Origin of the sequence: Marivita geojedonensis, from assembly GCF_002115805.1 — a bacterium.
Lineage (GTDB): Bacteria > Pseudomonadota > Alphaproteobacteria > Rhodobacterales > Rhodobacteraceae > Marivita > Marivita geojedonensis.
In genome coordinates this window covers 40,176-61,774 of sequence record NZ_JFKC01000005.1, presented here as the reverse complement: position 1 = coordinate 61,774, position 21,599 = coordinate 40,176, and the positions used below count along the sequence as shown (strand labels likewise).

General features: G+C 62.6%; 20 protein-coding genes and 1 tRNA gene. 11 read left to right on the top strand and 10 right to left on the bottom strand.

Annotation, left to right across the window (positions count from 1 at the left end):
• Positions 1-16: 16 nt before the first annotated feature.
• The 4 genes from MGEO_RS07945 to MGEO_RS07930 all read right to left on the bottom strand — a co-directional run bounded on the left by MGEO_RS07945 (position 17) and on the right by MGEO_RS07930 (position 4,321).
• Positions 17-1,054, bottom strand: a complete 1,038-nt coding sequence (locus MGEO_RS07945; RefSeq protein ID WP_085636191.1) for a DUF2332 domain-containing protein — start codon at positions 1,052-1,054, stop codon at positions 17-19.
• Entirely contained in the window at positions 1,051-1,746 is a 696-nt protein-coding gene (pth, locus tag MGEO_RS07940; RefSeq protein ID WP_085636190.1) for an aminoacyl-tRNA hydrolase, read from the bottom strand. Before pth ends, MGEO_RS07945 begins: the two co-directional genes overlap by 4 nt.
• Positions 1,747-1,821: 75 nt before the next feature.
• Positions 1,822-3,075 (bottom strand): chromate efflux transporter, encoded by a 1,254-nt coding sequence (gene chrA / locus MGEO_RS07935; protein WP_085636189.1) that lies wholly within the window; start codon positions 3,073-3,075, stop codon positions 1,822-1,824.
• 61 nt (positions 3,076-3,136) lie between these two features.
• A complete protein-coding gene (locus tag MGEO_RS07930; protein WP_158090994.1) occupies positions 3,137-4,321 on the bottom strand; it encodes a glycoside hydrolase domain-containing protein in 1,185 nt (394 codons plus the stop codon).
• Positions 4,322-4,536: 215 nt separating this feature from the next.
• On the opposite strand from MGEO_RS07930, the gene MGEO_RS07925 reads away from it, so the two are divergent.
• Positions 4,537-5,028, top strand: coding sequence for a SixA phosphatase family protein (locus MGEO_RS07925; RefSeq protein WP_158090993.1), 492 nt, complete (start codon positions 4,537-4,539; stop codon positions 5,026-5,028).
• 120 nt (positions 5,029-5,148) lie between these two features.
• Here MGEO_RS07925 and MGEO_RS07920 read toward each other — a convergent pair whose 3' ends face one another.
• On the bottom strand, positions 5,149-5,796 hold the full coding sequence (locus MGEO_RS07920) for a 50S ribosomal protein L25/general stress protein Ctc (RefSeq protein ID WP_085636186.1): 648 nt from the start codon (positions 5,794-5,796) through the stop codon (positions 5,149-5,151).
• A gap of 84 nt (positions 5,797-5,880) precedes the next feature.
• Between MGEO_RS07920 and MGEO_RS07915 the strand changes: the two genes are divergently transcribed.
• Positions 5,881-7,125, top strand: a complete 1,245-nt coding sequence (locus MGEO_RS07915) for an MFS transporter (protein WP_233139756.1) — start codon at positions 5,881-5,883, stop codon at positions 7,123-7,125.
• Between the two features lie 359 nt (positions 7,126-7,484).
• On the opposite strand, the gene MGEO_RS07910 is transcribed toward MGEO_RS07915, so the two are convergent.
• Positions 7,485-8,651 carry an alpha-hydroxy acid oxidase gene (locus MGEO_RS07910; protein WP_085636185.1) on the bottom strand — a complete coding sequence of 389 codons (1,167 nt, stop codon included), beginning with the start codon at positions 8,649-8,651 and terminating at the stop codon, positions 7,485-7,487.
• 138 nt (positions 8,652-8,789) lie between these two features.
• On the opposite strand from MGEO_RS07910, the gene MGEO_RS07905 reads away from it, so the two are divergent.
• Positions 8,790-9,911: an Acg family FMN-binding oxidoreductase gene (locus tag MGEO_RS07905; protein ID WP_085636184.1), complete on the top strand. Its 1,122-nt coding sequence runs from the start codon at positions 8,790-8,792 to the stop codon at positions 9,909-9,911.
• Positions 9,904-10,365, top strand: coding sequence for a MarR family winged helix-turn-helix transcriptional regulator (locus MGEO_RS07900; protein WP_085636183.1), 462 nt, complete (start codon positions 9,904-9,906; stop codon positions 10,363-10,365). The genes MGEO_RS07905 and MGEO_RS07900 overlap by 8 nt, the downstream gene beginning before the upstream one ends.
• Before the next feature lie 38 nt (positions 10,366-10,403).
• Here MGEO_RS07900 and trpA read toward each other — a convergent pair whose 3' ends face one another.
• Positions 10,404-11,195 (bottom strand): tryptophan synthase subunit alpha, encoded by a 792-nt coding sequence (gene trpA / locus MGEO_RS07895; protein ID WP_085636182.1) that lies wholly within the window; start codon positions 11,193-11,195, stop codon positions 10,404-10,406.
• Positions 11,196-11,345: 150 nt separating this feature from the next.
• Here trpA and ppk2 point away from each other — a divergent pair, with 150 nt between their 5' ends.
• From ppk2 to ychF, 5 genes are all read left to right on the top strand, one after another.
• Positions 11,346-12,296 carry a polyphosphate kinase 2 gene (gene ppk2 / locus MGEO_RS07890; RefSeq protein WP_085636181.1) on the top strand — a complete coding sequence of 317 codons (951 nt, stop codon included), beginning with the start codon at positions 11,346-11,348 and terminating at the stop codon, positions 12,294-12,296.
• A 75-nt stretch (positions 12,297-12,371) separates the two neighbouring features.
• Positions 12,372-13,013 carry a DUF1007 family protein gene (locus MGEO_RS07885; protein ID WP_085636180.1) on the top strand — a complete coding sequence of 214 codons (642 nt, stop codon included), beginning with the start codon at positions 12,372-12,374 and terminating at the stop codon, positions 13,011-13,013.
• The gene (locus MGEO_RS07880; RefSeq protein WP_085636179.1) at positions 12,992-13,909 is read left to right on the top strand and encodes a nickel/cobalt transporter; all 918 of its coding nucleotides are present in this window, start codon (positions 12,992-12,994) and stop codon (positions 13,907-13,909) included. Before MGEO_RS07885 ends, MGEO_RS07880 begins: the two co-directional genes overlap by 22 nt.
• A gap of 48 nt (positions 13,910-13,957) precedes the next feature.
• Positions 13,958-15,340, top strand: coding sequence for an MATE family efflux transporter (locus MGEO_RS07875; RefSeq protein WP_233139755.1), 1,383 nt, complete (start codon positions 13,958-13,960; stop codon positions 15,338-15,340).
• A 36-nt stretch (positions 15,341-15,376) separates the two neighbouring features.
• On the top strand, positions 15,377-16,474 hold the full coding sequence (gene ychF, locus MGEO_RS07870; protein ID WP_085636178.1) for a redox-regulated ATPase YchF: 1,098 nt from the start codon (positions 15,377-15,379) through the stop codon (positions 16,472-16,474).
• 12 nt (positions 16,475-16,486) lie between these two features.
• On the opposite strand, the gene MGEO_RS07865 is transcribed toward ychF, so the two are convergent.
• Complete coding sequence (locus tag MGEO_RS07865; protein ID WP_158090992.1) at positions 16,487-17,362, bottom strand: LysR family transcriptional regulator; 876 nt, start codon at positions 17,360-17,362, stop codon at positions 16,487-16,489.
• A gap of 97 nt (positions 17,363-17,459) precedes the next feature.
• On the opposite strand from MGEO_RS07865, the gene MGEO_RS07860 reads away from it, so the two are divergent.
• Positions 17,460-18,044: a GNAT family N-acetyltransferase gene (locus tag MGEO_RS07860; protein WP_158090991.1), complete on the top strand. Its 585-nt coding sequence runs from the start codon at positions 17,460-17,462 to the stop codon at positions 18,042-18,044.
• A 25-nt stretch (positions 18,045-18,069) separates the two neighbouring features.
• Here the strand turns inward: MGEO_RS07860 and MGEO_RS07855 are convergent, their stop codons facing one another.
• A complete protein-coding gene (locus MGEO_RS07855) occupies positions 18,070-19,347 on the bottom strand; it encodes an NADH:flavin oxidoreductase/NADH oxidase family protein (protein ID WP_085636176.1) in 1,278 nt (425 codons plus the stop codon).
• Between the two features lie 114 nt (positions 19,348-19,461).
• Here MGEO_RS07855 and MGEO_RS07850 point away from each other — a divergent pair.
• Positions 19,462-19,551, top strand: a tRNA-Ser gene (locus tag MGEO_RS07850).
• A gap of 351 nt (positions 19,552-19,902) precedes the next feature.
• Here MGEO_RS07850 and MGEO_RS07845 read toward each other — a convergent pair.
• On the bottom strand, positions 19,903-21,597 hold the full coding sequence (locus MGEO_RS07845; protein ID WP_085636175.1) for a recombinase family protein: 1,695 nt from the start codon (positions 21,595-21,597) through the stop codon (positions 19,903-19,905).
• Positions 21,598-21,599 lie beyond the last annotated feature (2 nt).

The window sequence follows — 21,599 nt, the reverse complement described above, 5'->3', positions numbered from 1 at the left end:
GTGGTATCCACGAAACCTAGGCGGGATTGTCCGCCCAATCCACCCAGCGCCCGTGAAAATCTGCCCGTCCCAACGTGATGTGATGATCGCCCGGCCAAAGCCGTGCGGTCACCGATGCGCCCCGTGTCTCTCCGTCGGCTTCCATGCGCAGCCATGCCAGCGGCGCGTCTGCCGTTGCCCGCGCGCCCGCCGCTTCGATCAGGGCGGTGCCGGTGGCCTGCCGCTCGGCCGGGAAGTATTGCCAAGCGATGGTGTGATAGATCAGGTGCATCTGGCCTTCCGGCGCATCGGCCAGCCGCCTGTCCAACCAATCCACCGCATCGCCCCTGTCGACCTCTGCCGCATTGGCCCGGATCGCCGCGTTGGTGAGCGTCAGCCGGTGTTCCTGATCCGCCCAGAGATACGCGCGCAGGCGCAGCGCGTGGTCGGGGTTGTGCGGATCAAGCGGGTTGAGGTCCACACCCCGCCGGTCGCATACGGTGAAGGGCGCGGCCATCGGGGCAGGTCCGACCCAATCGGGTGACAACGTCAATGCCGCGTCCTCCGGCCCCAGCCGGGTGCCGCCAGCGTCCAGCGCGTAGCGGTCGAACATCAGGTTCAACCCGGCACTGGCCCCCAGTTCCGACAGGCGCAGATCTCTCACCCCGGTCCGATGCACCAGCGCATGCGCCCCTGCGATCAGAAGCGCCGACCGGCGCACCTCGTTGGTCTGGGGCGGTGAGGTGATCCATTGGGTCAAGAAAGCTTCGTGCCGCGCCAGCGCGCCGGTCAGGGCCGTTCTCAATGCCTGATCCGACACGTCGTTCGGCGGGTAGGCCGCGATCAGGTCCGCATCCTGCCCGGTGAGAACTAACGCGTGCAACCCCGAGGCCAATCGCAAGGGCAGGGAATGGCCTTTGGGGCCGATGTCGCCGGTGAAAGCCCGCAACGCCGCATCCAATGCCGAACCCGCCGGCCAGACCTCTGCCAGAAGCGGCAGAATCCGCGCCATGAAGGGCGAGCCGAGCGCCGCGCAATGCCCGGCCTGATCGGCCAGCGCGTCTGAGAGGCTCACCGGAAGCGGTCCACGAGCTTCTGCAGCGGGTTGCGGGTATCGGGCTCCGGTTCGGCCTCGGGTTTCGGGGCCGGTTTCGGCACATCCGCCTTTTCCGCCTTTGCCGGGGTCTTTGACGACCGGGGCGGGGCCACGCGCAGCGCCACCGCGTTCATGAACTTGCCGGTGTCGCCATCCGCCAGATACGCTGCCCCGTCGGAAATCCCGCGCAGCAGGTCGTCCAGCCAGACCTCATCCGCCTTGGGGAAATCATGCAGCACGTATCCCGCGACCTTGTCCTTGTGGCCCGGATGCCCGATGCCCAACCGCACCCGACCATACGCCTCACCGATATGCCCGTGGATCGACCGCAACCCGTTATGCCCGGCGTGGCCGCCACCCTGTTTGACGCGGCACTTTCCAGGGGCGAGGTCCAGCTCGTCGTGGAACACCACCACATCCGCAGGCTCCAGCTTGTAGAACTGCATCGCCGCCTGCACCGATTGGCCCGAGCGGTTCATGAAGGTGCCGGGCTTCAGGAGCAGCACCTTGTCGCTGCCCAGCCGCCCTTCTGTGAATTCGCCCTGGAACTTGGATTTCCACGGGCCAAACCCATGATCCGACGCGATCCGGTCCACCGCCATGAAGCCGATATTGTGCCGGTTCCTGGCGTAGCCTGACCCCGGATTGCCCAGTCCCACAAAGAGTTTCATCCTGCCCGTGCCTCCAAGTGCATCGCCTTTGCCCCTCTCTAGGCGAAACCGGGACCAAGGGCAAAAGCCCAAGCGTCAGATCTGGGCCAGAACGAGAGCAGCTGCAGCCGAGATGCCCAGAACCCAGCCAATCGCCAAGTGGACGCGCAACAGCAACACCGCCGACAACGCGATCAGGGCAAGGGCCGGCCAATTCAGCGTTGCCACGTCCGGCGACCAGAGGCGCAGCACCCCGATATGTGCTTCTGTCACCGTGCCGAACAGCACATGCAGCGCAAACCAGAGCGACAGGTTCAGGATCACCCCAACCACCGCCGCCGTGATCGCGCGTAGGGCTCCGTTCAGACGCGGCTGCGCGGAAATCCAGTCGATGTAGGGGGCACCGACAAAGATCCATAGGAAGCAGGGGATAAAGGTCACCCAAAGCGTCATCGCCCCACCTGCGATGGCCAGCGCGTATCCGCCCTCGCGGAACGCAGCCAAAGTCCCCACGAACTGCGTGACAAGGATCAGCGGGCCGGGGGTGGTTTCCGCAAGAACCAACCCGTCCATCATCTCGGTCGGGGTGAGCCAACCGTATTGCACGACCACGTCCTGCGCCATGTAGGCCAGCACCGCATAGGCTCCGCCAAAGGTCACAACTGCAAGCTTGGAGAAAAAGAGCGCGATCTCGGTCAGAATCGTGCCGCCAAAGGCCAGGTCGACGAACAGCACCGGCAAGCCCCATGCTGCCAGTCCGATCAGGATCGTCACCAAGCTGCGCTTTGCCGACACCGCGACGGGCAGGGCAGGGGTCGCCTCGGTCGTCGCCACCATCGCGCCGTAAAGCCCGGCGGCAAGAACGATCACCGGGAACGGTACCGCAAAGAAGAAAATCGCGACAAAGGCCAAGCCCGCCAGCACCCAATGCGGCATCCCATGAAGCGCGCGCTTGGACACTTTCAGCAGCGCCTCGACCACGATCACCACGGCCACCGCCTGCACACCGAGGAACAACGTGTCCACCAGCGGCAGGTCGCCATAGGTCACGTAGAGCAGCGCCAGTGCAAAGATCACCACCGCCCCCGGCAGCACAAACAGCAGCCCCGCGATCAGACCACCCAGGATCCCATGCAGCCGCCAGCCCGCGTAGGTCGCCAACTGCATGGCCTCCGGCCCGGGCAGGAGCATGCAAAAGCTCAACGCGTTGAGAAACTGCTTTTCCGTCAGCCAATCGCGTTCATCCACCAGCATCCGGTGCATAAGCGCGATCTGCGCCGCCGGGCCGCCAAAGGACAGAAGCCCGATTTTCAGGAACACGGCAAAGATCTGGGAAAGGCTGGGCGACATGAGGGGCGGTGTCTCTGATCTGGATGTCCGTAGAATGACACCTTGGCCATTGAATGCCAGATCAGTCGCAGGATGTCGCGTTGCGTCGTGCGGTTTCGAAAATCCAGTCGGGCTTGTAGCCGAAATGCGCCGTCAGGTTGCTGTGATGCGTCCAGCCGTCAAACTCGCCGTCATCGTCCACATCGACCTCGATCAGCGTGTCCGTCGCCGCCCCCACCCGCGCGGCATTGGCGAAGTCGATCTTGGGCGGCAATGCCTTGGCCTTGCCCGCCTTGCACTCGGTGATCCGCGCCACGTCGGACGAGGATGATCCTTTGTCGCGCCGCACCACCGCGTCGCCGTCGCAGGCAAAGCGGCGTGTGGCGAAGATGTCGAAGGTGCGGCCTTCATCGATGATATAGCTCTCACCCTGCCGCCAGAGACCCACGTCGGCGTCCTGAAACATGTTCTGCACATTGGTATCGAGCGGCAAACCGCGCCTGCACCCCGATCCGCTGCTGCCGAACCATTCCCGGTCCACCTGGTTCTGAAAGAGATGCCACTCGCCCGACCGGTGAAATGCACTGGTGCGCGAAAAGGCGCGCGAGGCCGAGATCCACGAATACTCGATCAGCCCGGCACCCTTCAGGATCTGATGTGCATGACCGCTGCCATAGGCTCCGGTCCGGTAACCCGCCGCATCCATCCGCGCTTTGATCACCCGGAAATAGCGCACCATCAGGTCAATGGTCTCGGTGTCGCTGTCGGTGAAATTGAAATCCACCCCGAAATAGATCGCGGTGCCTCGGGGTTGCCCCAAAGCCTGCGCCTGCGAGATCGCCGCCTGCACATCCAGTTCCGCTTCCTCTTCCACGCTGCGACCCACACCTGTCCAGTTGCAATTGGCATCGGGCAGAGCTTTGCCGTCGCGGTTCTGGCCGCGGAACTTGTTCGGGGTGTTGCTGTAATACTGGTAGACCGACAGCACAGCGAAGCCCTTGGCGAACATCTGCGCAATCTCGCTGCCGGGGTCGCTGGGGCGCCCCTGATTGATCAGCCGCTTTTCGGTCAGCCCGTATTCCGGCTGATCGCAGCGGGCGTAGTATCGCCCGATGGCAACGACGCCGCGCTCTTTCAACCGGTCGAGATAGGGGCGGGTGTCATAAGCCGTGTCGATGATCGCCACGCGGGTTTCGGCGTGCAGCGGGGCTGGCGCCCAAAGCAGGCTGGCAGCAAAAAGAAGCGGGATAAATACATAACTGAACACGGGAAACCCCCGATGGCGAATACATCAATGGTGGCAGCATAAGGCGAGCGCGCCTTTTTGGCGACCGATATGATTACGGAGAGGGTGATCAGGCGCGGCTGCTCAGGCGCGGGGCCGGAGTTCGGAAAAATCGAGTGGATGTTGTATAAGACCCATTGACTGAGGGGCTGTCGGGCCCATCGGCAAAGAGCAATATCAGACCGGAGATGTCCAAGATGACCCAAATGCTTCTGCCATTTGCTGCAGCGGTGCTGATCGCGGCGCCGTCGGTCCATGCTCAGGAAACCGTCTTCGTGATCCGCCATGCCGAAAAAGCCCTGTCCGAAGAAGACCCAGACTTGACCGCAGCCGGCCGTGCCCGCGCTGAGGCATGGGCGACCATGCTCGCGACGTCGGAGATCGATCATGTCCTCACATCCGATGCCAGACGGACCCGCGAAACCGGACGGATCATCGCTGAGACGCTGGGTGTTGACCGGTCGGCACTTGCGGTGGAAGACGTAACAGGGCTGCTTGACCTTCTTAGCTTTGATTATGCCGACCAAAGAGTGCTGGTCGTCGGTCACACAGAGACCATTCCTTCGATCATCAGAGGAATGGGCCATACCGGCAAAGTTCAGATCGACCTGACAGACTACGCAAACCTGTTTGTCATTCGCCCGTCTGAGGGCGGCGAGCCTGCGGTGATCCAACTTCGGATGCCCTGATGAGGAACACCCGGCGGCGGTAGTTGTCCATCAAAGCCGGTGTGGTTCAATGACCCTTGAATGCAAATGGCCCCGCCAAAAGGCGGGGCCATGAAACGATCCAGACCTGGATGACAGGTCTCAGTCGTCGGACTGCTCGGTTGCCGGAACCTCGTCCGCCTCTGCCGCATCCTCGTCTTCCGACTCGGACGACCGCAGACCCGACGGAGCCGAAACGTTCGCGATCACGAAGTCACGGTCGATGGTCGGCTTGGTGCCTTCCGGCAGGGTGATCGCCGAAATGGTCACGGTGTCACCGATGTTCAGGCCGGTCAGATCGACGGTCAGCTTCTCGGGGATGTCACCGGCAGTCACCACCAGTTCGACTTCCGGACGCACAACGGTCAGTACGCCACCTTTCTTCAGGCCGGGAGCACCACCTTCGTTGATGAACTCGACCGGGATGAAGAGGTTGATCTTGGTGGTGCGGCGCAGGCGCATGAAATCGACATGCGTGGGCAGGTCCTTGACGACATCGCGCTGCACGTCGCGGCAGATCACGCGCACGTCCTCGTGCCCTTCGACCTTCAGGTTGAACAGAGTCGACTTGAAGCGGCCTTTCTTCAGGCGCTTGAGCAGTTCGTTGAAGGGAAGGTTGATCGGCAGCGGGTCGTTGTCGCCACCAAAAACAATGCCCGGAACCAGGCCGTCGCGACGTGCCTGACGAGCGGCGCCCTTGCCTGTCCCCGTCCGTTCCAGAGCTACGAGATCAGGAATCTCACCAGCCATGATATATCTCCAAATTGTAAGGGCAGGGTGCCTCCAAGGCTGTCACCCCGCGTGAAGGCTGCGCGATAGACCGGATTGCGCGGCATGACAAGAGACAAGCGTGCAGTTTTCGCACATATCCGGGCAAATGTGGGCTGGACCGCGCGTTGCCGCCGTGGCACGGACAGCGATATGAGCCTTCTGCGTGATCTCTATGTCAGCCGTGGACCCGCCGCCGGATTCGCCGCCGTCGGTGTGTTCTGGGGCAGTTTCGCCGCGCTTGTGCCGGTACTCAAGCCGCAGGTCGGGCTGTCGGACGGGCAGTTCGGGCTGGCGCTTCTGATCACCTCGATCGGTGCGGTGATGGCGATGTGGCTGGCGCCTCTGGCAGAACGCGGGCTTGGCCCGCGGGCGCTGGCGGTGCTGACAGCTCTGCTGGCCGGTGCAACGCTTTTGCCGGGGCATACCACGGGCGGTGTCACGTTCACGCTGGCGATGCTGTGTGTCACGATGACCTCCGGAACGCTTGACGTGGCCATGAATGCCCGGGTCAGCGCGCTTGAAGCGCAGGTCAGGCGGAGCCTGATGAACCTCAATCACGCGGTGTTTTCCGTGGCCTATGCCGCCTGCGCGCTGGCGACCGGACTGGCGCGCGAAGTGGGATTCGGGCCGGCGGCTGTTCTGACGGGCGCTGCGGTTGTGATCGGATGCCTCGTGCTGCAGGCCGCAGCCGCACCGGTGGCGGACCCGGAGCTCGGCGCAGACGAGGTCGAGGCGGCACCTCTGCCGTGGACGCTTCTTCTGCCGGGCGGGATGATCATCCTCATCGCTTTCATGTCGGAACAGGCGACCGAAGGCTGGTCGGCGTTGCATCTGGAACGCAATCTCGGAGCCGGTGCGGCGCAGGGCGCCCTGGGGCCCGCGCTCCTTGGGATAACGATGGCGGTGGGTCGTCTGGCCGGTCAGATCGTCGCCAACCGCCTGTCCGAGAAACTGGTGATCCGCTGGGCGTCGGTCACGGCCGGGCTTGGCGCGACCATTGCGGCGGCGGCCCCGTCGCTCTGGGTGGCCTATCTCGGGTTTTCGATCCTCGGGCTGGGCGTATCCGTGATGGCGCCCATGGCCTATGCCTGGATCGGGCGCATGGTGCCCAACCGCTACCGCAGCCACGCGATTTCCCGGATTTCGGTGGTGGGTTATGCCGGGTTCTTCATCGGTCCGCCGTTGATGGGGTTCCTGTCCGAAGGGTTCGGGCTCTCCACCTCTTTCGCGGTGATCGGCGGGCTGCTCTTTGCCGTGACGCTGATTCTGTTGCCGGTGCTGAGCCGCGCCGCTTTGCGGCGGGTGTGAGGCGGGTCGCATTTTCGAAAGGTCTTGGCACCGCACGCAGGATTTCCAAATCCTTAACGCCTGACACCGCATACCCCCGCCCACGATGCGCATCGAGCGGGAAGGGTCACTCCCATGCCGCGACACCATGAACTGACACTCTCTTGTTCCCCGCCAGGGGCGACCATGAGAAACCGGTTTCACGAAGGCCCCAAGGGGCACAGGTCACGGGGGAAACCCCGGCAGTTGAGAGAACCGTCAGGCCCAAAGGGCGGCGCCGCTTCTTCTCCGAATTCAAATGTGATCCCCGGGCTTGACCCGAGGACCCTATGACAGATCGATCCCTGGGATTTTTCCGAGGATCGCACCGACGCGTGGCGTCACTCTTCCCAGTCGCCGGAAAACCCTTTCGGGATCATCAGGATGTCGCGGTCGAGCGCGTTTACATCCGTGCGCCCGCACAGGCCCATCGACACTTCCAGTTCCTTGTGGATCACGTTCAGCGCGTCGGTGACACCCTGCTCTCCATTGGCGCCCAGCCCGTAGACATAGGCGCGGCCGATATAGGTGCCCTTGGCCCCCATCGCGAGCGCCTTGAGCACGTCCTGACCGGAGCGGATGCCGCTGTCGAGATGCACCTCGATCTTGTCTCCCACCGCATCCATGATCGGTGCCAGAGCGCGGATCGACGACAGCGCGCCGTCCAACTGACGGCCGCCGTGGTTTGACACGATGATTGCGTCCGCACCGACGTTCAGCGCCTCCAGCGCGTCGCGCGGATCCATGATGCCCTTGATGATGAGCGGGCCGTCCCACATCTTGCGGAATTCGCGGATGCGGTCCCAGTTGAGCGACTGGTCGAACGCCTGTGCCGTCCATGACGACAGCGAGGACGGGTCTTTCACGCCCTTTGCATGACCGACGATATTCCCGAAAAACCGTCGCTTGGTCTGGAGCATGCCCAGGCCCCATTGAACTTTGGTCATCATGTTCGCGACCGAAGCCGGGGTCAGCTTGGGCGGGGCGCTGAGACCGTTCTTGACGTCCTTGTGGCGCTGGCCCAGCAGCTGCAGGTCGACCGTGATGATCGCCGCCGAGCATTTGGCATCTTTTGCGCGGTCGAACAGGCGCTGCATGAAATCGTCGTCCTTGAGCGTGTAGACCTGCATCCAGAACGGCTTTGACGTGTTCTCGGCCACATCCTCGATCGAACAGATCGACATGGTGCTGAGTGAATAGGGGACGCCGAATTTCTCGGCCGCTCTGGCCGCTTTGATCTCGCCGTCGAAATGCTGCATCCCCGTCAGGCCCACCGGGGCCAGGGCCACGGGCATGGACACATTCTGACCGATCATCTGCGACGCGGTCTTGCGGCCTTCCATGTCGATGGCGACGCGCTGGCGCAGGTAGATTTTGTCAAAATCCGAGGAGTTCTCGCGGAAGGTCTGTTCGGTCCAGCTGCCGGATTCCGTGTAGTCGAAGAACATCTTTGGCACGCGGCGTTTGTAGATGCGGCGGAGGTCTTCGATTTCAGTGATCACGGGCATGAGTCGGCCTTTCGGTCATATTGGTTAGTTTTCTTTACCAGTCAGTTGCAAAGGGCGCAACGCGGCATTTTTGACCTCGCTGCTTGAATGGTGCGATATCGTACTATATAGTGCGATATCGAACCAATGGAGATTACCATGACCCTTTCGCGACGAAAGACACTTGGACTTATCGGGGGTGGCACGATTGTTGCCGCAACTGGCGGTATCGGCGTATTTGCAGGCACCCGAACGCCAACAAAAGCGCTGGCACCGTGGGACCTGGCCGGCGGGTATGACGACCCGCGTCTGCGGGCGCTGTCCTGCGCGCTTTTGGCCCCGAATCCGCACAATCGCCAGCCCTGGGAAGCGGAACTGATCGGGGAAGACACCGTCGCGATCTGGCGGGACCCGGCGCGGGATCTGCCTGTGACCGACCCGTTTGCGCGGCAACTGACCGTCGGCATGGGGTGTTTCCTCGACCTGATGCGGATGGCCGCCGCGCAGGAGGGGTATGGCATTGACCAGACGCTTTTCCCGGAAGGCGAGACCGGCCCGGTTGCGATCTGTCGCTTTGTTCCGGACGCCGCCGCGCCCGATCCGCTTTTCGCTCATGTGATGGCGCGCAGAACCCACAAGGAGGTGTTCGAGGATCGAACTCTGGACGATCGGGCGCGGGCGGCGGTGACGCCTTATGTGTCCGTGCTGGCAGAAGGCCCCGAGGCCGGTCCGCTGCGGAAGATCGCGACGGAGGCTTGGCTGATCGAGGCGGCGACGCCGGACGCGTGGAAGGAAAGCATCGACCTTCTGCGCATCGGCAAGGCCGAGATCAACGCCAACCCCGACGGGATCGACCTTGGTGGTCCGCTGTTCGAAGCATTGGCAATGGCAGGATTGCTGACCCATGAAGCCTCGCTTGACCCATCGACGATGGCGGCGCAGGGCGCGATACAGGGAACGGTGGACGCAATTGCCTCGGCGCCTGCGCTGGTGTTGCAGGTCACGGATGGCAACACCCGCGAGGATCAGATCGCTACAGGGGCCCGCTGGCTGCGGGCAAACCTTGCGGCGACCGGGGCCGGGTTGGGTCTCCGCCCGGTCAGTCAGGCGTTGCAGGAATACCCAGAAATGGCCGATCTCTACACGGCGATCCAAGACGCCTATGCGCCCGGTGGCGGAACGGTTCAAATGCTGGGGCTTCTGGGCTACGCTGCGCCGACGCCGCGCACTCCGCGCTGGGCGCTGGACACCCGGATGAGACCAAAACCGAAGAATGCCTGACACCAAGACAGGGCCGGACGTAACCGGTCTCTATTTCGAACTCTTCAATGAAATCGGCATCATCAGCCAACTGAGCCGCGCGTCCTTCGAGGCGCGGCTGCCGGACGGAATGGTGTTGCCGCATTTCAGCGTCATCAACCATTTGATCCGGGTGCAGGACGGGCGGACGCCGTTGCAGCTGGCGCGGGCGTTTCAGGTTCCCAAGACCAGCATGACCCACACGCTGGCGGGGCTGGAAAAGCGCGGGTTGGTCGAAATGCGCGCCAATCCCGACGACGCGCGCAGCAAGCAGGTCTGGCTGACCGAAGCCGGACGCACGTTCCGGGACGAAGCCATCGCCAGCCTCGCCCCGGATGTGACGGAGATTTCGGACGCGCTGGAGCCCGACGAGGTCGCGGAGATGATCGCGACCCTGGCGCGCCTGCGCAAACGTATGGACGCGGCGCGCGACTGATCCCTAAGGGCGTCTATTCCGCCCGTGCCGCCATCCGGTCAGGCGCGGTGGGCGCCGTCGGCCAGCGACTTGACGAAGGCCAGAACCTCGCTGACCGGCTTGCCGCTGGCAAGTTCGGCCACGATGGCCGAGCCCACGACGCAGCCATCCGCGACACCCGCAATCGCCTGAGAGGCATCAGGTGTCTTGATGCCGAAACCAACGATGATGGGCAGATCGGTCTTGGCCTTGATGCGCGCAACCTCGGGCCCAACATCGGCGGCCTGTGCCTCGGCTGCGCCGGTGATGCCGGTGATCGACACGTAGTAGACAAAGCCGGAGGTGTTCTGCAGCACCTTCGGCAGGCGCTTGTCGTCGGTGGTCGGGGTGGCAAGGCGGATGAAGTTCAGACCGGCAGCCTGCGCAGGGATGCACAGCTCTTCGTCTTCCTCTGGCGGAAGATCCACGATGATCAGACCGTCGATACCGGCCTCTTTGGCTTGTGTCAGGAACAGGTCCACACCGCGCGAATAGATCGGGTTGTAGTAGCCCATCATCACGATCGGGGTCGTGTTGTCGCCTTCGCGGAACCGGCGCGCGATTTCCAGCGTGCGGTCGAGTGTCATGCCGCCATCCAGTGCGCGCTGACCTGCAAGCTGGATCGTGGCGCCATCGGCCATCGGATCGGTGAAGGGCAGGCCCAGTTCGATGATGTCCACTCCGGCGCCCGGCAGGCCCTTGACCAGTTCAAGCGAGGTGTCGAAATCCGGATCGCCCGCCATCACGTAGGACACGAAGGCTTTTTTGCCCTCTTTGCGCAGTTCTGCGAATTTGGCGTCGATACGGGTCATGGCGGTCTCCAATAGGTGGTCGCAACCGATTGCCGGAACCGGGCGGGAAAATCAATGGGGCGGGGCGTCTGTTTTTGATGCGTGTCAAAGAGACCTTTTGCCGAATGCGATAGAGTCTCACCGATCACACGCATATTTCGGGAGCCCTGCATGACCACACCACCCGCCATGACCGCCGAGGCAGACGTCAAGACCGCCGCCAACGGTGCTGAGAAGAAAATCGCGCCGCCGCAGAACAAGGCACCGCGCGCCGATCAGGTGCGCCGGGCGTTCGAGACCGGAAAATATCCCTATTCCAACAAGCTGTCCCGCCGTGCCTATGAGGCCGAAAAGGCCGCTTTGCAGGCAGAGCTGCTCAAGGTGCAGCTGTGGGCGCAGGACACCGGACAGAAATTCGTGATGATCTTCGAAGGCCGTGATGCGGCGGGCAAGGGTGGCACGATCAAGCGGTTTACCGAGCACCTCAATCCCCGCACGGCGCGTGTGGTTGCCCTGAACAAACCCACCGATGTGGAGCGCGGCCAGTGGTATTACCAACGGTATATCGAACATTTGCCGACCTCGGGCGAGATCGTTCTCTATGACCGGTCGTGGTACAACCGCGCGGGTGTAGAGCGGGTGATGGGCTTCTGCGAACCGGGCGAGTATCTGGAATTCATGCGCCAGACACCCGAGCTTGAGCGTATGCTGACCCGTTCGGGCATCCGGCTTTACAAATACTGGTTCTCGGTCACCCAGGACGAGCAGCGCAAGCGCTTCGCCAGCCGCGAGACCGACCCGCTCAAGCAGTGGAAGCTGTCCCCCATCGACAAGGCCAGCCTGAACAAATGGGATGACTATACCGAGGCGAAGGAGGCGATGTTCTTCTACAGCGACACCGCCGATGCGCCGTGGACCATTGTCAAATCCGACGACAAAAAGCGCGCGCGCCTGAACTGCATGAAGCATTTCCTGTCGACGCTGGACTACCCGGGCAAGGATTTCGACATCGCGCAGCCGCCAGATCCGTTGATCGTTGGCGGGGCGGGGCATGTGATCCATCGCTCCGAGCACATCCTTGGCACGTCGCTGCATCCGGACACGCGCAAAGGGCGCAGCTGACAGGTGCGCGAATCCGCGCCGGTCGCTGTCAGTTGAGCTTGCTTTAGCTATCGGAGGGATTTACCTCCGATAGCCATGAGACATGCCGCTTTCGCCCTTGTTTTGGGACTGGTCGCCGCGCCTTTGGGTGCGCATCCGCACATATTTGTCGAAACCGCCCTGCGGTTCGAGGTGAATGAACAGTCCGAGGTCACGGGCGTGACCGTGACATGGACCTATGACGATTTTTTCACCCTTCTGATCCTTGAGGATTACGGACTGGACTCCGATGGCGACGGGCGGCTGACCGAAGCAGAGCTCGATACGCTGTTCGGGTTTGATCTTATCGAATGGCCGGAAGGGTTCGAGGGCGATCTCTACGTCTATTCGAACGGCGACAAGATCGAGATGCCACGCCCGCGTCCGACGGGAGTCTCGGTGGAGAACGGGTTTATCACCGCGACCCATTACCGCGATATCCCGGCGACGCCGGTCGAAGGGCTGGAAGTGCTGCAATACGACCCGACCTATTACGTGGCCTATGACGTGACGCAGGGGGTCTCACTGACCAACACGGCCTGCGAAGCCACTGTGACGGACCCCAATCAGGCGGCAGCACAGGCGGCGGTCGAGGAGGAACTGAACGGCGGTTCCATGGAAGACATCTTCAACGAGATGCGCGTCGGCATTCATTTCTCCGACACGATCACGATCTCATGCGCACAGCCCTCCAACTAGCAGCTGTTGTCGTTGTCGCGCTTGCGGTCTGGCTCTGGGGTTTTGACGGGGCGCGGATGCTGGAAAGCTGGGCCGCCGAAGGCCAGCGCGCGGCGCAAAGCGGCATGGCGCAGGGCCTGCGCGCGCTGCGGGCCGAACAGCCGGGCGCGATTCTGACGCTGATGGCGGTCTGTTTCGGCTATGGATTCTTCCATGCGGTCGGACCGGGGCACGGCAAGATCCTGATTGCGGGATATGGCGTGGCCGAACGTGTCTCGCTCAGTCGACTGTCGCTGCTGGCGGTGCTGTCGAGCCTCGCACAGGCGGCGACCGCGATTGTCGTGGTCTATGCGGGCGTCTGGATCCTGGGCCTTGGACGTGAAGAGATGGTTGGCGCTGCCGAAGACTGGTTCGCCCCTTTCAGCTATGCCGCGATCTGCGGCATCGGCGCGTGGCTGGCGGTGCGCGGTGCGGCGCGCCTCTGGTCGAACTGGACACCGGCTGTTTCGGACCATCATCACGATCATCACCACCACGGCGATGATGGAGTGTGCAGCACCTGCGGCCACGCCCACGGCCCGACACCGGAGCAGGCGCAAAACGTCCGGTCTCTGCGGGACGCGCTGGTTCTGATCGGTGCGATTGCGATCCGGCCCTGCACCGGTGCGCTGTTCCTGCTGATCCTGTCGGTCAGCATGGGGATCGACCTTGCCGGCATCCTTGGCACCTTTGCGATGGGTCTGGGAACCGCGAGCGTTACTCTGGCCGCTGCCATCGGGTCCGTGACCTTTCGTGAAGGCACGTTGGCGCGGTTTGCCAGCGGTCCGCACACCGCGCGGATCGCCGGGGCGATCGAGACAGGCGCCGGTCTGGTCATCGCCATTCTTGCCGCGCAATTCCTGCTGCGCGCCATCTGACCCGACAAAACCCTTGCCCCGTCCAAGGGGCCGGTCTAACGCAGCGCCATGCGCACAGATCAGATGTCATATCCGGCCCATATCCGGGCCATCCTCGTTTTGGGGCTGCCGCTGGTTGGCGGGCATATCGCGCAGATGTCCATCGGCCTGACCGACACGATCATGGTCGGCTGGTACGGAGCCGAGGCGCTGGCCACGGTCACGCTGGCCAACACACTGTTCTTTACGCTGTTCCTGTTCGGATGCGGCTTTGCCTGGGCGGTGATGCCGATGGTGGCCTCCTATGCGGCCGAGGGCGATGACCAGAAGGTTCGCCGCGCCACCCGTATGGGGCTTTGGCTGTCGGCGCTGTTCTGCGTGGTGATGTTTCCGCTTTTGTGGTGGTCCGAGGCGTTGCTGCAACGGTTGGGTCAGACACAGGTGATCTCAAGCGAGGCACAAGTCTACCTGCGGGTGCTGGCGTTCGGTCTGTTGCCTGCGCTGGTGACGATGGTGCTGAAAAGCTACCTGGCCGCATTGGAGAAAACCAAGGTCGTGTTCTGGGTTACGGCCGTGGCCGTGCCCTATAACGCGCTGGCGAACTATGCGCTGATCTTCGGCAATTTCGGCTTTCCGGAATTGGGCCTTCAGGGCGCGGCCATTGCCTCGCTCAGCACACATGTGTTTTCGATGCTGGTGATCGTGGTTTATATCCGCGTTTTCGTGCCCGAACACAGCCTGTTCCAGCGGCTCTGGAAACCGGACAACGAGATGTTGGTTCAGGTTTTCAAACTGGGCGTGCCCATTGGCCTGACCTCGCTGTCGGAGACCGGGCTTTTTGCTTCTTCTGCCATCATGATGGGCTGGCTCGGGACCATCCCGCTGGCCGCACATGGCATCGCGCTGCAACTGGCGTCGATGACCTTCATGCTGCATCTGGGCCTGTCCAATGCCGCCACCGTGCGCGCGGGCAATGCGTTCGGGCGCAAGGATTGGCCGCATATGGCACGGGGTGGCATTGTGGCACTGGCGCTGTCGGCTTTCGTTGCAGCGCTGACCATTGTTCTGTTCGTCGCGCTGCCGGAACCCCTGATCGCGGCCTTCCTCGACCCCGACGATCCTGCGCGGGCCGAAATCATTGCGCTGGGCATCACCCTGCTGATCCTTGCCGCGATCTTCCAACTGGTGGACGGCGCGCAGGTCGTGGCGCTGGGCCTGTTGCGCGGCGTGCAGGATGCGCGCGTTCCGATGATCTATGCCGCCGTATCCTATTTCGGCATCGGTCTGCCGGCGGCCTATGTGCTGGGCTTTGTCGTGGGTTGGGGCGCCACGGGCATCTGGATCGGGCTGGTGCTGGGTCTGGCCGGGGCGGCGGTGCTGCTCAACCACCGGTTCTGGCGGCGCATGATGCCCGATCTCAGCCGTCTTGCAGCGCCGACGGTCAGCGCATAGAAGCGGCGCAACTTCGCAGGATCAGGAGAGATCGACATGGGCTTCAAGGTGGGAATCGTGGGTTTGCCGAATGTGGGCAAGTCGACCCTTTTCAACGCGCTCACCAAGACCGCAGCGGCGCAGGCGGCGAACTTTCCGTTCTGCACGATCGAGCCCAACGTGGGCGACGTGGCCGTGCCCGATGCGCGGCTCGACAAGCTGGCCGCGATCGCCAAATCCAAGCAGATCATTCCGACACGGATCACGTTCGTGGATATCGCGGGCCTCGTGAAAGGCGCGTCGAAGGGTGAAGGTCTGGGCAACCAGTTCCTTGCCAACATCCGCGAGGTTGACGCCATTGCCCATGTGCTGCGCTGTTTCGAGGATGGCGATGTGGTGCATGTGGATGGCCGGGTGGACCCGGTGGCCGATGCCGAAACCATCGAAACCGAACTGATGCTCGCCGATATCGAAAGCCTTGAGAAGCGCCTCCAGAACATCGTCCGCAAGGTGCGCGGCGGTGACAAGGACGCGGTGCAGCAGGAGCGCCTGATGAAGGCTGCTCTGGCCGCACTGGAAGAGGGCAAACCCGCGCGAACCGTGTCGGTCGACGACGAAGACCGCAAGGCGTGGGATATGCTGCAACTGCTGACCACCAAGCCCGTGCTTTACGTCTGCAACGTATCCGAGGCGGATGCGGCAGACGGCAACGCCATGTCGAACGCCGTGGGCGAAATGGCCGCAGCACAGGGCAACAGCCATGTGGTCATCTCGGCCCAGATCGAGGAAGAGATCAGCCAGCTCGACGCCGAAGAGGCGCAGGAATTCCTGTCCGAAATGGGCCTTGAGGAAGCCGGTCTCGACCGTGTGATCCGCGCGGGTTACGAGTTGCTTCAGCTTGAAACCTATTTCACCGTCGGTCCGAAAGAGGCCCGCGCCTGGACCATCTCCAAAGGCACGCTCGCGCCGCAAGCCGCCGGTGTGATCCACGGCGATTTCGAAAAGGGCTTCATCCGCGCCGAAACCATCGCCTATGATGACTATGTCTCTCTGGGCGGCGAAAACGCGGCCAAAGAAGCGGGCAAGATGCGGGCTGAAGGCAAGAGCTATGTCGTCAAGGATGGCGACGTGCTGCACTTCCTCTTCAACACCTGATCAAGGCGCACGTCAGAAGAGCGTGCGCACCCACTCAACAAACGGTTCAACCAGAGCGTGGCGCGGCCCTTTGGGCGTCACCGCGAGATAGCGTGCGTAGAGCGTCTTGGGCAGGGGCACCTGCACAAGACGCCCCGCCGCAAGATCCTCGCGGGTGAACTGTTCGCTGAACAGCGTCGCCCCAAGCCCCTGTCGCACAGCCTCCATCAACAGGTTGGGGCTGCCGATCGGGACAAAGGTCAGCTTTTCAACCTCCAGCCCGCAATCGCGCATCATGATCAGCTTGCTCATCATGCCGTCATGTTCCAGCCACGGCAGGTCCTGCGGGTTGGCGGAGGCATCTTCGAGCAGCTTCGGCGCCACGATCCCCACAACCAGCATCTCGGCCAACGGGGCCACATCGACGCCGGGCCACGTCATTTCGGTGCTGTTCGGGAGCGCGCGGATCGCCAGATCGAAGCCTTCTGACGCAATGTCGATATATTCCCGCGACGGGTGAATCGAAATCTCGGAGCCGGGATGCGCGTCCCAGAATTCGGACAGCCGTGGCGTGATGATCCGGTCGACCAGAAACGGCGTTGCAGTGATCCGGATGCCCCGCCGTTGTTCCCGACGGCGCAGCGTGTCGATGCCGTCAGCGATCGTCTCGAACCCCTCGGCAAGCGACCGTGCCAGCTCCACGCCAAGCGGGGTCAACCTCACCGAACGGCCTTCGCGCACGGCGAGGCTCATCCCCAGATCCTTCTCCAGCGCGCGCACCTGCTGCGCCACAGCGGCATGGGTCACGTTCAGCGAACGCGCCGCGCGGGCAAAGTCTCCATTGCGGGCTGTTGCATCGAAGGCCCGGAGCGCGGCGAGGGACGGGAGGCTGCGCCAGTCTAGCGACATGATAGCTTGGCTTTCATTTGAGTGTTTTTTCCTGATTAGGGCATTTTGCCATCTGAGGTTAACAAAAGTTGTAAATGAGGAAAGGTTGGAGGCTATCATGCTGGGTGGAGAGATTCAGGAGATGTTTGTACCCAACTCAAATCATCATGATGCCGCCATAGGTGCCGCGCGTCTGGTCTCGTATCAGAGGGCGGATGATGTTCCGATGGAGGCGGCAAGGGCGCTTTTGACAGCTCATGTGACATGGGCCTATGACAAGTTCCGCGACCTCGGTGCACCGGAATTCGACGTGATGCAGCATGTCGAATACTTCTTTTCGAATTTCGATGCGGTGCTCCCGCCGAAGGGAGCCTACTTCCTTGCCCATGACGCCGAAGGGGGCGCAGTTGGCACCGGGTCATTGCGCCGGGTGTCGGACGATGTGGCGGAGATGAAGCATCTCTACGTCCATCCGTCCTATCGCGGAACCGGCCTTGGCGCGGCGCTTATTGAAGCGCGGATCGGGGCGGCCCGAGAGTTTGGCGTGTCCGAATTGGTGGCCGATACGTTTCGGGGCAACACTCCCATGATTTCGCTCTATCACCGGCTCGGGTTCAGCGACGCCGAACCGTATGACAGCGCGGTGGCGACGATCACGCCGGAGCTGATCCCGCATCTGCGCTATTTCCAGATGACGCTGTAACGCGGTTTGGGGCGTGCCCGCGTTCTTAGCCGATCTTGCGGCGCACGCCATTCACGGTCGTCATCGTCAGATACCACAGGAAGGTGCCGATCGTGCTGATGCGGTGGATGGTCTGGGGCTGCTCCCCGCGCGACATCCGGGTCATTTGCGACACGTAATATTCGACGCTTGAGGCGGTATTGACCAGGTTGATGAACCAACTTTTCGTGTTGGCCCCCAGCGATCCCGTACCCAGCATCAACCCGGCCTCGTCGATGCCCACCTGCCGCTTGGTCCCGCCGATCAGCTTGCCTGCCGCGTCCGGGTCTATGCAGAGCGGCCGGGCGAGGCCGATCATGTCGATCCCGTCCTCGGTCAGCGCCTGCTCCATTGCGTCGGTACTGCGGAAGCCGCCGGTGACCATGATCGGGACGTTCACGGCTTTGCGGAGCTCGCGCGCGTAATCGAGGAAATACGCCTCGCGCCGCCTGTTGCTGTCGCGCTGTTCGGACGTGTCGGTGCCGTTGACGAAACTCATCTGCTCATAGGTGCCGCCCGACAGTTCGATCAGGTCGATGCCGTCCTCCTCCAGCCACGCCGCGACGCGGGTGCTGTCTTCAAGGCTGAACCCGCCCTTCTGGAAATCGGCGGAGTTCAGTTTGACGGCTACCGGAAAACCCGGCCCCACAGTCGCGCGCACCGCAGAATAGACCCGTCGCAGGAACCGCGCACGGTTTTCGACCGACCCACCCCAGCGATCGCCGCGCCGGTTGGTGATCGGCGACAGGAACTGGCTGATGAGATAGCCATGCGCGGCGTGGATCTGCACGCCGTCAAACCCCGCCTCCTGCGCGATCTGCGCGGTGGTTGCATAGCGCTGGATCACATCCTCGATATCGGCCTCGGTCATTTCCCTCGGTTTGCCGAAGAGGCCAAGGATGCGGAGCTTCTCGGCTGAAGGCGAGAGCGGGCGCATGTTCACGACAATCGGACATTGCCGCCCCGGATGGCTGATCTGCATCCAGATCCGGCTGCCCCCCGATTTCCCCGCCGCAGCCCAGGATTTCAGCGCTTGCAGGTCGCGCCGGTCCTCCACCACCACGTTGCCGGGGCGCTCCAGATGCCGCCGGTCGATCATCACGTTCCCGGTCAGTTGCACCGCCATGCCGCCCTTGGACCAACGCGCATAAAGCGTGTCATGCGCCACGTTCGGCGCATCGTCCGGCCCGGCGAGTGCTTCGGTCATCGCGCTCTTGCCGATGCGGTTCGCCAGGCGCACGCCGCAGGGCAGATCAAGCGGCGCGGCAAGCGGGGACGGGGGCATAACGGGTGATCCTTTCGGTTGCGTCAGACCGTTTGCCCGTCAGGCTAGTCTTTTCATCTGTCCTTGGTCAATTTGGCCTTGTCCCCGCCTGCACGCTTCCTTAAACGGGTCGGCGGAGACGTGGCCGAGTGGTCGAAGGCGCTCCCCTGCTAAGGGAGTAGGCGGGAAACCGTCTCGAGGGTTCGAATCCCTTCGTCTCCGCCACCCACACCTATCTCTGTCAGGACAGTCTTTCTTTCCCTGTTTTCTCCCGTTTTTCCGGGCGCTTGGGCTATGCCATCTGCCGGAGAGACGACTGTAATCCCATGAGCTGGCGCGATTTCGGCGCAGTGTCTCTAGAGGCACCATCACGCGCTTCGGTTAGCGCCAAAATTCCCTGCTAACAGGGAATATACAGGGAAATACTTCGGATTTGGGCCTTTTGGCTGATTTTGAGCCCTGAATCCTCACGTTTTATCAATGCGTTGCACAAAAATTCCCTATGCAAAATAACAGGGAACATTTTCGCGATTATCAGGGAAGTTTTCTGCGGGAACAGGGAACGCCGCGCGCTGATCAGGGATGTCGCGGGCTTTGCGCGAACCCGTACATCCTGGCCTGCGCGTCCCAGTCCAGCGGCACGGGTTTGCGGATGATCCGTTCGAGCGTCAGGTCGGCAGGCTGGCGCCCCTCGAGGATCGCGCCCTGGATGGCAGGCGCGAGGAACGCGAGCTGCGCCCTGGTGCGGATGTAGGATTCGGAATGCTGTGTTGCGGCGGCGATCTCTCCAAGGGGCTTGCCGTTGCGCAAGTCGGTTGACCACGCATGCGCTTGGGACAGAGCGCGAACCAGCGTACGATCCGGTTGTGGCTCACGGTCGCCGACAATGATCTTTCCCTCGACACCCCGTCGGCGCAGTTCGAAGGGAGCTTTGATGGCCAGAACCGCATGGTCAATCTCGTTGGGTTGCACTCCAAGTGCCTCGGCTAGACCATCCACATTCAGCCGCAAGACAATGCCGTTCTTCGTGATCTGCCCATCATCCAAGATCTTCTGCAGATGCCCCGGCGCGCCCTCTGATAGCCTACTCACAAGTCGTTGAGCTTTTGCTAAGATCGCATCGCCGCGCTGCATATCGGGTCGTGCGCAAATCCGATGATCGTGGGCCAGCTTCCCGATATGCCGTGAAATGGCGTTGGCTACAGCCTGTTCCAATGCCGGCGCGGGCAATCGCCAGCCTCGTGGATCCGTCCCGCCGGAAATCAACCGGTTCGAGACATAGTAGCGGATGTACCGTCCATGACGCCGAGTGTGCGTCGGGGTCAATCGATCTCCGGTTTCATCACGGAGTTTCCCGGTGAGCGGAGCAACAGGTGTGGCAACGAGTTGCCGGGCAGCAGTCTTCCAACCCCGCGGGCGTACGCTGGCGGCCTGGAGCTTGGACTGGACCCGGTCCCACAGGGCCTCGTCCACAATCGGCTCATGTTGCCCATCCCATATCTGTGCCTTGTGGCGGATCTTGCCGATGTAGATCGGGTTGCGCAGGAGCGCATAGATCTGGCCGCGCGAGAACGGATTGCCACCCTGGACCCGCCCGGAGCGGAAGCGGTGCAGCTTGGAGCGCAGGCCCAGGGCATTGGCCCGGCGCATCACGGCATTCAGGCAGCCAAGGTCGTCGTAGAGGGCGAAGATCGTCCGAACGGTCTCTGCCTCATCCGCGTTGATGACGAGGCCCCGGGTCTTCGGATCAGGGTGCGGATCGTAGCCCAGGGGCGGCACGCCACCCATCCAGAGCCCCTTCTTCTTTGAGGCTGCGATCTTGTCCCGGATCCGTTCGGCCGTAACCTCGCGCTCAAATTGGGCAAAGGACAAGAGCACGTTGAGAGTCAGCCGTCCCATCGACGAGGCCGTGTTGAAGGCCTGGGTGACTGAGACGAAGGAACAACCGGCGGCATCGAAGCGCTCGACCAGCTTGGCAAAGTCGGCAAGGGAACGGGTCAGGCGGTCGATCTTGTAGACCACCACCATCTGAACGAGACCTGCGTCGATGTCGGTGAGAAGACGCTGCAGGGCAGGCCGGTCGAGCGTTCCGCCGGAGATGCCGCCGTCATCGTAGCGGGTCTTGCCCGCAACCCAGCCCTCGTGTCGCTGGCTGGCTATGTAGGCGGCGCAGGCCTCGGCTTGCGCATCGAGCGAGTTGAAGTCCTGGTCGAGCCCCTCGTCGGAGGATTTGCGGGTGTAGATGGCACAGCGGATCCGCGGTTTGTTCATGG

Bases quoted from the DNA above. Each gene is read 5' to 3' on its own strand.
- pth (WP_085636190.1), bottom strand. From the start codon at position 1,746: ATGAAACTCTTTGTGGGACTGGGCAATCCGGGGTCAGGCTACGCCAGG.
- chrA (WP_085636189.1), bottom strand. From the start codon at position 3,075: ATGTCGCCCAGCCTTTCCCAGATCTTTGCCGTGTTCCTGAAAATCGGG.
- MGEO_RS07925 (WP_158090993.1), top strand. From the start codon at position 4,537: ATGACCCAAATGCTTCTGCCATTTGCTGCAGCGGTGCTGATCGCGGCG.
- MGEO_RS07920 (WP_085636186.1), bottom strand. From the start codon at position 5,796: ATGGCTGGTGAGATTCCTGATCTCGTAGCTCTGGAACGGACGGGGACA.
- MGEO_RS07915 (WP_233139756.1), top strand. From the start codon at position 5,881: ATGACAAGAGACAAGCGTGCAGTTTTCGCACATATCCGGGCAAATGTG.
- MGEO_RS07910 (WP_085636185.1), bottom strand. From the start codon at position 8,651: ATGCCCGTGATCACTGAAATCGAAGACCTCCGCCGCATCTACAAACGC.
- MGEO_RS07905 (WP_085636184.1), top strand. From the start codon at position 8,790: ATGACCCTTTCGCGACGAAAGACACTTGGACTTATCGGGGGTGGCACG.
- MGEO_RS07900 (WP_085636183.1), top strand. From the start codon at position 9,904: ATGCCTGACACCAAGACAGGGCCGGACGTAACCGGTCTCTATTTCGAA.
- trpA (WP_085636182.1), bottom strand. From the start codon at position 11,195: ATGACCCGTATCGACGCCAAATTCGCAGAACTGCGCAAAGAGGGCAAA.
- ppk2 (WP_085636181.1), top strand. From the start codon at position 11,346: ATGACCACACCACCCGCCATGACCGCCGAGGCAGACGTCAAGACCGCC.
- MGEO_RS07885 (WP_085636180.1), top strand. From the start codon at position 12,372: ATGAGACATGCCGCTTTCGCCCTTGTTTTGGGACTGGTCGCCGCGCCT.
- MGEO_RS07880 (WP_085636179.1), top strand. From the start codon at position 12,992: ATGCGCACAGCCCTCCAACTAGCAGCTGTTGTCGTTGTCGCGCTTGCG.
- MGEO_RS07875 (WP_233139755.1), top strand. From the start codon at position 13,958: ATGCGCACAGATCAGATGTCATATCCGGCCCATATCCGGGCCATCCTC.
- ychF (WP_085636178.1), top strand. From the start codon at position 15,377: ATGGGCTTCAAGGTGGGAATCGTGGGTTTGCCGAATGTGGGCAAGTCG.
- MGEO_RS07865 (WP_158090992.1), bottom strand. From the start codon at position 17,362: ATGTCGCTAGACTGGCGCAGCCTCCCGTCCCTCGCCGCGCTCCGGGCC.
- MGEO_RS07860 (WP_158090991.1), top strand. From the start codon at position 17,460: ATGCTGGGTGGAGAGATTCAGGAGATGTTTGTACCCAACTCAAATCAT.
- MGEO_RS07855 (WP_085636176.1), bottom strand. From the start codon at position 19,347: ATGCCCCCGTCCCCGCTTGCCGCGCCGCTTGATCTGCCCTGCGGCGTG.
- MGEO_RS07845 (WP_085636175.1), bottom strand. From the start codon at position 21,597: ATGAACAAACCGCGGATCCGCTGTGCCATCTACACCCGCAAATCCTCC.